Raw genomic sequence first — 10,433 nt, 5'->3', positions numbered from 1 at the left:
CCCCCCCCCCCCCCCCCCCCCCCCCCCCCCCCCCCCCCCCCCCCCCCCCCCCCCCCCCCCCCACCCCCCCCCCCCCCCCCCCCCCCCCCCCCCCCCCCGAAAAATTAGCCGCATATTCTAAACAGCTTAGTCAACGCGATTATAAACGTTTAGTTTCCGTCTGTGCCCGATTGTGTAAAAGCTATCAACACTTGCTTTCCAACTACGAAAATTTGCTTACACAGTATCGGAATTTTCTCATACATAATCGTACTATTGTTACACAGTATCTCTCGCATTACGAACCTGAGTATATAAATTCCGAAAAAGCCGAAGCACTTGCCCGCTATTTGTCCGAACGTTTCGGCATGGACTGAAATTCGTTTAAAAACATATTTTCCGCACAGCTATATGCAGGAATATAAAAGTTTATTTCCGCCGTTCCTACAGTCTAATGTTGAATTGTTTTACACGGGACTGAACAGACGGCGGATAACGGGTGTAATTAAAACAAAGCGGTACCTAAACCGCAAAGGAATAGGGAAAACGGGTAGTCGTTGAAATCATCCCCGATTACCAATTAATTATAAGGAGTAATATATGGAAAAAAAGAAAAAACGGTTTTCAATGCGTAACAAGCTGTTGATTGTATTCGGTTCGTTGACTTTTGCAGTAGGTTTTATACTTGCTCTTGTGGGCGTGCGGACTGCCCGAAAAGCGGTAACCGAAAAAATCGAAATACATCTTAAAGATAAGGCAACCGACACGGCTGCAATTATCGACGGTAAAATCAATACCTTTTTTCAGTTTTTTGAAGGTATTGCACGCATGCCCGTTTTAATAGATTCTTCAAGTCCTTATGCGGAAAAAATAGCGCTCTTGGAAAAAGAAGCAAGTTTTAATCCGCTTATACAGAATTTAGCTATTTGCGATGCACAAGGCAGGGCGCATGTTTCTCCGACCCAAACGGTGGACATACAAGACCGTGACTGGTTTCAAGCGGCAATTAAGGGGGAACGATTTGTAACGGAACCGACCCTTTCCCGTGCAGACGGGAGTTTTTCAATCAGTTTTGCCATACCCGTTTATAATAATAACCGGACAATTATAGGCGTTTTAGTCGCCGACCTTCCGGCCAAACAGCTTTCCGATGATATTGACGATATCCTTGTCGGACAGACGGGATACTGCTACATTCTCGGTCAAGGGGGTACCGTTGTCGCTCATAAAGATTTTCAACTTGTCACACAACGGGACAACTCACAAGAAACGGCAAAAACGGATAAAAAACTTGCCTCTCTTGCCGCCTTTGAAAAAATGGCGGTTGAAATTGATGAACCGTCTATCGGTTTTTATGAATACGACGGTGTAAAAAAAATAGCTTCTTATGCAACGATGAAAACCACTGACTGGACAATTATCATTAATGCCCCCGTTGAAGAATTTATGGGAACGATTGACGAACTGCGGATTGAAATGATTTTTATCGGTTTCGGTGTTTTGGCGCTCAGTTTGGTTATCGTTTTGTTTGTCGCCATGCGTATGATTAAACCCATCAATGTTGTAGTAACTGCACTTAAAGACATCGCTCAAGGCGAAGGGGATTTAACGGTTCGGCTGCCCCTTGTCGGAAATGATGAGGTAACCGACCTATCCGAATATTTTAATCAAACGATAAGTAAAATCGGCCATTCAATTAAGACGGTCGGAGAAAACAGTACCGAAATGGCAGCCATCGGTACGGAACTTGCAAGCAACATGACCGAAACGGCCAGTGCCGTACAGCAAATCAGTGCGAATATTGACGGGGTAAAACAGCAAGCGCTTACCCAAGCTGCAAGCGTTACCGAAACCGCGGCTACCATCGAAGAAATAATTCGTACGATAAAACAATTAAACGGCAGTATTGAAAATCAGTCGGCCAGTGTCGCAGAATCTTCCGCCGCCATTGAACAAATGGTAGGAAATATCGCTTCAATAACTCAAACTCTCGATAAAACAAACAATGTCATTAAAACGCTTGCAAGTGCTACTGCCGACGGTAAAGAAACGGTTACGGGTGCAAACAGTGTAACTCAACGGATAGCCGAAGAATCGGGCGGCTTGCTTGAAGCAAGTAATGTCATTCAGCATATTGCAAGCCAGACAAATCTTTTGGCAATGAATGCCGCCATTGAAGCGGCTCACGCAGGTGAAGCGGGAAAGGGATTTGCAGTCGTTGCCGACGAAATCCGTAAGCTGGCGGAAGAATCAAGCGCACAAGGCAAAACCATTACCGCAACCCTTAAAATTCTTTCCGGAGAAATAGAAACGCTTTCGGATTCCGCCAAAACCGCAGAGGAAAAGTTCAACACCATTTTCGGCTTATCCGATCAAGTTAAAAATATGAGCCAGAATTTAATGGATGCCATGAGAGAACAGGAAAACGGCAGCCGCGAAGTACTCACCGCCATCCGCGACATCAATATGGTGACGAATCAGGTAAATGACGGTTCGGCCGAAATGCTGAAAGGCGGCGAGAACGTTGCACAGGAAATGCAAAAGCTTGACGAGCTGACACGGGTTATCAGTGACAGTATGAATGAGATGGCTTCCGGTGCCGTTCAGATACGCAACGCCGTTACCGAAGTCAATGAAATAAGTCAAAAAAATAAGCAAAGTATAGAACACCTGTCCACCGAAGTGAAAAAGTTTAAAGTGTAAAATTAACCGGTAATAAAAAAGGGTAGTTATGAAAAACCTGTAATTAGTAACTACCCTTTTTCCTTTCAAGTCTGTACACTTTTTTCCCAAACCGTTACAATAATCCCATGCGTTATTTTTTATCCTTTTTTAAGCCGCACCGCAGTCTTTTTATTGCGGATTTGATATGCGCTGCTTTTATAGCCGGCGTTGATTTGGTTTTTCCGATGTTTACGCGCTATGCGCTGACACACTTTCTCGCATCTTCGGAGTTCCGTACCTTTTATATTTTTATCGGTGTTTCCCTTTTTCTCTATCTTATACGCATGGGAGCGGTGTATTTTGTCGCCTACTTCGGGCACTTGTTCGGTGCCCGCGTGGAAGCCGATATGAGACGTGCAATATTCAACCATATAGAAAAGCAGTCTTTTGCTTTTTTTGACCGTAACCGTACCGGGCAGCTTATGTCGCGCATTACCACCGACCTTTTTGAAGTAACCGAGCTTGCTCATCACGGCCCCGAAGACATACTCATTTCCGCCCTCACGCTTTCAGGTTCCCTCATCCTTATGTCCGTAATCAAAGCGGAACTTGCCCTTTTGCTTGCGGCCTTTATACCCCTGATTGTGCTGCATACCGCTCTTTCGCGAAGCCGCCTTATGCACACGTCAAAAAACGTAAAAGAAAAAACGGCCGAAATCAACACTGCAATCGAATCTGCGGTTTCGGGTATACGGGTTACAAAGATTTTTACAAATGAAGCATACGAAAAACAGCGCTTTGAAAAAAACACCCAAGCATACTACAATGCGCGAAAAGGATTTTATCGGTCCGTAGCCTCTTTTTTATGCCGCATCGATTTTTTTACGTCGATTTTGAATTTGATTATACTCGGTGCCGGCGGCTTTTTTATTATGCGCGGCAGCATGAATATTGCAGACCTTATCACCGCCCTTTTGTTTTCTTCGGCCTTTTTACAGCCGGTTCGCAGAATTACCGCCTTTGTCGAACAATACGCAAGCGGTATGGCAGGTTTCCGCCGCTTTGCCGAAATTATGAACACGCATGAAGAAATACATTCCAACCCGAATGCGGTGAATATAAACGGCGCACGCGGCGATATCGACTACGAACATATCGATTTTGCATACAATAACGGTATTACCGTTTTGCACAATGTAAACTTAAGCATAAAAGCCGGGCAAACGGTTGCCTTTGTCGGCCCGTCGGGAAGCGGAAAAACCACATTATGCAGTTTGCTGCCGCGCTTTTACGATGTGCAAAGCGGTTCTATCAAGCTTGACGGCCGCGACATACGGGATATAAAAGTTGAAAGTTTGCGCCGGCATATCGGCTTGGTACAGCAGGACGTTTTTTTGTTCGCCGGCACCGTAAAGGAAAATATTGCATACGGCAATATCGAGGCAAGCGACGAAGAAATTATCGAAGCCGCGCGGCAAGCCGAAATTCACGATGACATTATAAAAATGGATAAGGGGTACGACACCCTTGTCGGAGAACGCGGCGTACGCTTATCCGGCGGCCAAAAGCAGCGTATTTCCATAGCGCGCACCTTTTTGAAAAATCCGCCCATTTTAATATTGGACGAAGCGACATCGGCACTGGATACCGCAACCGAAATAAAGATTCAACAATCTTTTGAAAAATTGGCAAAGGGGCGCACAACCCTCGTTATAGCGCACCGGCTTTCCACCATCCGTAATGCAGACCTCATCGTTGTCGTCGATGATGAAGGAATTTGCGAACAGGGAAAACACAGCGAGCTTTTAGCACAAAACGGATTATACGCTTCGTTGTACAAAGCACAAAACAAATTATAGCGAAGCGGACGAGCGGATTAAGTGCGGATAAATACAAAATAAAGAGGTAGGACATGAAAACACTGGGAAATATTATATGGTTTATTTTCGGCGGTTTTTTAACCGGTATCGGCTGGCTTGCGGCAGGCTTATTATGGTGTTGTACGATTATCGGTATACCGGTCGGCAAACAATGTTTTAAACTATCGGTCGTTGCTTTTTTTCCTTTCGGAAAAGAAATTGTACCGGGCGGAAAAGCAGGGTCTTTTCTGTTGAATATTTTATGGCTTATTTTCGGAGGATTGGAAATAGCTTTGACCAGTACCGTGTGCGGAATTTTACTTTGCTGTACTATCGTCGGTATTCCGTTCGGCTTGCAGCATTTCAAACTCGCCCAACTGGCTCTTGTTCCGTTCGGTGCACGTATAAAATAAGCTCATCGCTTCGCTGCAAAAAAAACGGCGCTGCCGGACGAGAGCAGCGCCGCGTGGAGACTCAATATTTTTACATAGTAGAAAACACACACACCCTCGCATCAACGATGCGGAGGAAAATTATGGCCAAAAATCAAAGCAACGAATACCGCTTCAAATGGATTACGTTGCATTAAAACGAAGCGACTTCTTTACCGAAATCCTTACACTTTTGAATGTCATCGCCTTCGGGAGCAAGATGAACGATTAAACCGGCATCCTTAAACAATGTGCCGCCGGCAGAGCGCACGCGGTCTTCCCACAAACGCATCCATTCGCCGTCGCCCCAATCATATGATCCGAATAATGCGACTTTTTTCCCGGATAAAGAATTTTCAAGTGAAGTAAAAAAAGGCTCCATTTCATCTTCTTCAAGGACTTCCGCCCCCATCGCGGGGCTGCCCAAAACCAGCACATCGTAGGCAAGAGCATCCGAAGTCGAAACATCGCCTGCTTTTGTCATAACCGCTTCAGCTCCGCCGGCGCGAAGACCTTCACAAATAAGCTGTGCCATAGCTTCGGTATTTCCGGTTGTACTTGCATAAATAACGCCTGCTTTCATATACTCTCCTGATATAACTAAATATCCGTACGCATGTAGTCGCATCGGTTTGTTTATAAGTTAATTATAACTAACTTTAAAAAAAATGTCAAGCCTTTTTGCGAAAATTATTTTGCAACCTTAACACAAAAACTTCACTGATTTGATAAAGATATACGTTTATTCAAAAGCAAAAAAACGGTTTATAAAAATCGGTATGTCGGATGTGCGGGAAAAAAAGCGGAAGCCGCCCTTAGCGGCGGCTTCCTCAAATAATTTGATTAGGATTTTTTCTTTTGATTAAAGGTGTTGATACCGGGGTAGCGGGCGGCCTTTCCCAAATGCTCTTCGATACGGATAAGTTGATTATACTTTGCAACTCGTTCGCTGCGATTCGGAGCACCCGTTTTTATCTGGCCGGCATTTAAGGCGACTGCCAAATCCGCAATGGTCGTATCTTCGGTTTCACCGGAGCGGTGCGATACGACGGCGGTAAAGCCTGCTTTATGGGCCATCTTTATAGCTTCAAGGGTTTCGCTGATTGTTCCGATTTGATTTAATTTTATTAAAATAGAGTTTGCACAATCCTGCTTGATTCCTTTTAAAAGGCGTTCGGTATTTGTTACAAACAAATCGTCGCCGACAAGTTGAACCTTATCTCCGATTTCTTTACGCAACAAAGCCCAGCCTTCCCAGTCCTCTTCATCCAAACCGTCTTCGATTGAATAAATCGGATACTTTTCAACCAATGCTTTCCAGTGGGCCACGAGTTCGGCGGAGGTAAGCTTGCGTCCGCTCTTGGGCAGCTTATATTCGCCTTTTTTAGCCCCCTTCCATTCACTCGAAGCCGGATCCATGGCAAGAACAAAATCTTTACCGGGCTTGTAACCGGCTTTTTTTACCGCTTCCAAAATAAGCTCAATTGCTTCTTCATCACTTGCCACATCGGGAGCAAAACCCCCTTCATCACCTACCGCAGTCGCAAGTCCTTTTGACTTTAAAATAGCGGCCAGCGCGTGGAAAACTTCAGTACACTGACGCAAGCCTTCGCTAAAGGACTGTGCACCGACAGGCATAATCATAAATTCCTGGGAATCGACTGTATTTGCAGCATGAGCGCCGCCGTTTAATATATTCATCATGGGTACCGGCAAAACATTCGCATTCGATCCGCCCAAGAATTTATACAGAGGAATATCCAACGACATAGCGGCGGCCCGTGCTGCGGCAATCGACACGGCAAGCATAGCGTTTGCACCTAATTTAGATTTATTGGGTGTTCCGTCGGCTTCAATCATAAGCCTGTCTATTTCGTAGGTATCCAAAGCATCGGCACCCATCAAAGCTTCATTAATAGGGCCGTTAATGTTTTCTACCGCTTTGGAAACTCCCTTGCCTCCAAAACGCTTTTTATCGCCATCACGCAATTCGACGGCTTCATAAGTTCCCGTAGATGCGCCGGAAGGAGCGGCTCCGCGTCCTATGGTTCCGTCGGCTAAAAGCACTTCCGCTTCTACCGTAGGATTTCCGCGGGAATCGACTATTTCCCGCCCCCTTACCGAAATAATTTCAGCATAATTCATACTATCACCTCTTTAATAAAATAATGACCTAAGGGGCTGTCGCCCCTTATGCAAAGCATTAAAATAATTTTTATACGTACAGAACGCCGATTAATTACGTATTTGAATTAATCGGCCGGCTTAAAAACGGTTTATAGAACTCGTATGTGCGTAAGTTCAAATCCTTTGTCTTCAACTGCAGTCCGCAAAACCTGTGCCGAAACGGCTTTGGAAAGTTTTACCGCCGCATTATTTGCCGCCAAATTGACTTCAGCCGATACACCGTCAAGAGCATTAAGAGCTTCGGATACGCCGGTACTGCATTTTTCACAGTGCATACCCGTAATATCCAAAATCAAAGACGATTCCGGCGGATACTCGGTATTCGTATCCGTGGGGTTTTTCGAAGCGGACGAACAGCCGCTTGCACACGAACTACAGCCGCAACCGCAGCCTCCGCCACGGCGAATACGCATAACGGCAAAAACAACCGCTGCAATTACGACAAGCACTACAATAATATTAATCATATTAACTCCTATCCACAAAAAATTTTTCACACAGATAGACTTTTATAAAAACATACATAGTATTACATAAATCTAACTTACTACAAAAAACACAAATATACAAGTATTTTCGGTATCTAAAAAGAAAAAGCCGCCTTGAATATCTTTAGGCGGCTTTTCAATCACTTACCTGTAAACGGCAGATTTATCGCGTCAATAATTACACAAATAAAAAGCCGATCCAATACACCAATAAGGCAACGATATAGGCCGTAAGCATTTGAATACCGACGCCTCCCCAGGTTTTTTTCCATGTTTTTAATTCGCGTTTCATCGAACCGACGGCGGCAAAACAGGGCATACACAAGAGGTTGAACAGCATATAAGCCAAAGCCGCGTTCGGGGTGCGGATATCTTTTTTCATTGTCGGAAGAGCGTTTTCGTCGGCGCCTTCAAAGAGGATTCCCTCCGAATAAATATCGGGAGCGGCTTCGGGGTCGTATTCACCGTTTTCAAATCCGAGTTCTTCCAATTCTTCTGCGCTCATTTTACCGAAGAATTCGGCAAGATATTCTTCGGAGGTATCGTCGCTGTACAGTTGAGCGAAGGTAACGACGACGTTTTCTTTTGCAATCCATCCGGTAACAATACCGACGGCCGGCCTCCATTCGCCGAATCCGAGGGGTTTGAAAATGGGAGCAACAAAATTACCGATGCTTGCCATAAAGCTGTCGTCCATTTCGCACATAACCGACGCTTCTTCGCCTGCGCTTTCTTTAAGGTTTTTGCCGGTAAGAGAACCGACATTAAAGTTTGAAAGCACCCAAATCAAAATCGTAGACAATAAAATAACCGTACCGGCTTTAACGCCGAAGCCCTTCACCTTTTCCCAGCCGAGCATAAGAACGCTTTTTAAAGTAGGCCAGCGGTACTGAGGCAGCTCCATAATAAAGTTGGAAACGGCCGATTTAAACATCAATTTGTTCATTAAAAGAGAAACGATGACGGCAACGACAATACTCGTCATATAGATGGAAAACATAACCAGGGTTGTGTTTTCGGGGAAAAAGATTGCACAAAACATTGCGAAAATCGGCAGTTTTGCACCGCAGGGAACCATACCGGTAATAATAGCGGTAATGCGCCTGTCTTTTTCGCTTTCCAGGGTACGGGTTGCCATAATAGCCGGAACGCTGCATCCGAAGCCCATCAAAATCGGGATAAAGGAGCGGCCGGAAAGACCGAATTTACGGAAAATGCGGTCCATAACAAAGGCGACGCGCGCCATATAGCCGCTGTCTTCAAGGAAGGCCATCAATACGTACAACACCAAAACGAGGGGCATAAAGCCTAAAATGGCGCCGATACCGCCGAAAATACCGTCGATAACCAGGCCCATCGCCCAGTCGGCAGCCCCTGCGGCTTCAAGGCCGCCTGCAACCAAACCGGTCAGATACTCCCAGACGGTTCCGACGACTCCTTCGAGCCAGCGTCCCGGACCGTTTATGCCTAAAAAGAGGAAGTTTTCGCTCAAAGCACAGGCAAACATCAAATACATAATAACGGCAAACAGGGGTAAGGCCAAAAATCTGTTTGTCAAAACTTTATCGATTTTATCGCTGACCGTTTCATCCGCCTTTTGTCCCGCAGAAGTTTTGGAAGCTTTTACAACCGTTTGTTTTACTATTTCGGCAATGTATTTATAGCGCTTATCCGCAATAACTTCTTCGGAATCTCCGCTTTCATATATTTTTTTGACCTCGGGGGCAGCGGCTTTTTTCGCAGCTTCAACTGCAGCTTGCATCAATTCATGGGTTCCTTTGCCGTTGCGTCCGCACGTAGGTACGACGGGAACGCCGAGAATTTCCGACAATTTTTGCGCATCTATTTTATCGCCGCGCTTTTCGACTTCATCGGTCATATTGAGAGCAACGACAACAGGAACGCCGGTTTCCAAAATTTGCAGCGTCAAGTAGAGGTTGCGCTCAATGCTCGTTCCGTCCACAATATCGATAACGGCACTAGGGCGCTCGTTTACAATATAGTCATGCGCTATTTTTTCTTCTTCCGAATAAGGCGATAAAGAATAAGTTCCGGGAAGATCCAATATCGTCACCGTACGGTCTTTTTTATATTCGCCTTCTTTTTTATCAACGGTAACACCGGGCCAGTTTCCGACATGCTGCCGAGAACCGGTAAGTGCGTTAAAAATCGATGTTTTTCCGCAGTTAGGGTTACCTGCAAGAGCAATTGTATATTTCATATATCTCTCCTCATATGTATAAACCTACACATAAATTAATCGTTTTCTTCAAAATGTTTTATAAAACTAATTTTTAAAGGAAAAAATTAATTTAAGTGAATTTGCTGAGCTTCATGTTTCCGCAAACTAAGCTGATAGCCCCGAAGTGTAATTTCCAAAGGATCGCCCAACGGAGCGGATTTTATCATGGTTATTTCCACACCGGGAGTAATTCCCATATCCAAGATTCTGCGCTTGAGCAGAGGATCGCCGGTACCGACTGTACTTACCGTAGCCGTTTGACCCGGTTTTAAATCAACTACTGTCATACAACCTCCAAAATATAAAAATAATATATAAAAATTAAGAACGAGAAAATTCAATCCCTAATTAGTATCCGGAACAAGTTAATATACAATAATTTTTTGCGCAAGACCGCGATTTAAAGCCAATCGGACACCTTTAACTTTTAAAATAAGACCGGATGCATTTTCACCTATAACTTGAACGATTTCTCCGGGAATCAAACCTATATCGAGTAAATGTTGTTTAATGTCTTCGCCGCCGCAAAAATTCCGTATCGTCCTGACTTCACCGCAGCTAACCATTGCCAAGGGCATAAAAA

General features: G+C 44.8%; 10 protein-coding genes. 4 read left to right on the top strand and 6 right to left on the bottom strand.

What is annotated here, in order from left to right; genetic code table 11:
- The 4 genes from H0R92_RS12160 to H0R92_RS12145 form a co-directional block, all read left to right on the top strand.
- The coding region (locus H0R92_RS12160) for a hypothetical protein (RefSeq protein WP_432965231.1) at positions 1-356 on the top strand (356 nt) is incomplete at its 5' end.
- A gap of 223 nt (positions 357-579) precedes the next feature.
- Positions 580-2,682 carry a methyl-accepting chemotaxis protein gene (locus tag H0R92_RS12155; RefSeq protein WP_432965228.1) on the top strand — a complete coding sequence of 701 codons (2,103 nt, stop codon included), beginning with the start codon at positions 580-582 and terminating at the stop codon, positions 2,680-2,682.
- A 107-nt stretch (positions 2,683-2,789) separates the two neighbouring features.
- On the top strand, positions 2,790-4,502 hold the full coding sequence (locus H0R92_RS12150; RefSeq protein WP_432965225.1) for an ABC transporter ATP-binding protein: 1,713 nt from the start codon (positions 2,790-2,792) through the stop codon (positions 4,500-4,502).
- 53 nt (positions 4,503-4,555) lie between these two features.
- The gene (locus H0R92_RS12145) at positions 4,556-4,915 is read left to right on the top strand and encodes a YccF domain-containing protein (RefSeq protein WP_432965222.1); all 360 of its coding nucleotides are present in this window, start codon (positions 4,556-4,558) and stop codon (positions 4,913-4,915) included.
- 172 nt (positions 4,916-5,087) lie between these two features.
- Here H0R92_RS12145 and H0R92_RS12140 read toward each other — a convergent pair whose 3' ends face one another.
- The 6 genes from H0R92_RS12140 to H0R92_RS12115 form a co-directional block, all read right to left on the bottom strand.
- Complete coding sequence (locus tag H0R92_RS12140) at positions 5,088-5,516, bottom strand: flavodoxin (protein WP_432965219.1); 429 nt, start codon at positions 5,514-5,516, stop codon at positions 5,088-5,090.
- A gap of 260 nt (positions 5,517-5,776) precedes the next feature.
- A complete protein-coding gene (gene eno / locus H0R92_RS12135) occupies positions 5,777-7,078 on the bottom strand; it encodes a phosphopyruvate hydratase (RefSeq protein ID WP_432965216.1) in 1,302 nt (433 codons plus the stop codon).
- Between the two features lie 131 nt (positions 7,079-7,209).
- Complete coding sequence (locus tag H0R92_RS12130) at positions 7,210-7,587, bottom strand: heavy-metal-associated domain-containing protein (RefSeq protein WP_432965213.1); 378 nt, start codon at positions 7,585-7,587, stop codon at positions 7,210-7,212.
- 199 nt (positions 7,588-7,786) lie between these two features.
- Complete coding sequence (gene feoB, locus H0R92_RS12125; RefSeq protein WP_432965210.1) at positions 7,787-9,829, bottom strand: ferrous iron transport protein B; 2,043 nt, start codon at positions 9,827-9,829, stop codon at positions 7,787-7,789.
- Between the two features lie 86 nt (positions 9,830-9,915).
- The gene (locus H0R92_RS12120) at positions 9,916-10,137 is read right to left on the bottom strand and encodes a FeoA family protein (protein WP_432965207.1); all 222 of its coding nucleotides are present in this window, start codon (positions 10,135-10,137) and stop codon (positions 9,916-9,918) included.
- A gap of 78 nt (positions 10,138-10,215) precedes the next feature.
- Positions 10,216-10,428: a FeoA family protein gene (locus H0R92_RS12115; RefSeq protein ID WP_432965204.1), complete on the bottom strand. Its 213-nt coding sequence runs from the start codon at positions 10,426-10,428 to the stop codon at positions 10,216-10,218.
- Between the last annotated feature and the right edge of the window lie 5 nt (positions 10,429-10,433).

The organism is Treponema sp. OMZ 840, assembly GCF_050937815.1.
Lineage (GTDB): Bacteria > Spirochaetota > Spirochaetia > Treponematales > Treponemataceae > Treponema_C.
This window is presented reverse-complemented; position numbering and strand designations above follow the sequence as displayed.

Excerpts from the sequence above, each read along its gene's own strand:
- H0R92_RS12155 (WP_432965228.1), top strand. The coding sequence starts at position 580 with ATGGAAAAAAAGAAAAAACGGTTTTCAATGCGTAACAAGCTGTTGATT.
- H0R92_RS12150 (WP_432965225.1), top strand. The coding sequence starts at position 2,790 with ATGCGTTATTTTTTATCCTTTTTTAAGCCGCACCGCAGTCTTTTTATT.
- H0R92_RS12145 (WP_432965222.1), top strand. The coding sequence starts at position 4,556 with ATGAAAACACTGGGAAATATTATATGGTTTATTTTCGGCGGTTTTTTA.
- H0R92_RS12140 (WP_432965219.1), bottom strand. The coding sequence starts at position 5,516 with ATGAAAGCAGGCGTTATTTATGCAAGTACAACCGGAAATACCGAAGCT.
- eno (WP_432965216.1), bottom strand. The coding sequence starts at position 7,078 with ATGAATTATGCTGAAATTATTTCGGTAAGGGGGCGGGAAATAGTCGAT.
- H0R92_RS12130 (WP_432965213.1), bottom strand. The coding sequence starts at position 7,587 with ATGATTAATATTATTGTAGTGCTTGTCGTAATTGCAGCGGTTGTTTTT.
- feoB (WP_432965210.1), bottom strand. The coding sequence starts at position 9,829 with ATGAAATATACAATTGCTCTTGCAGGTAACCCTAACTGCGGAAAAACA.
- H0R92_RS12120 (WP_432965207.1), bottom strand. The coding sequence starts at position 10,137 with ATGACAGTAGTTGATTTAAAACCGGGTCAAACGGCTACGGTAAGTACA.
- H0R92_RS12115 (WP_432965204.1), bottom strand. The coding sequence starts at position 10,428 with ATGCCCTTGGCAATGGTTAGCTGCGGTGAAGTCAGGACGATACGGAAT.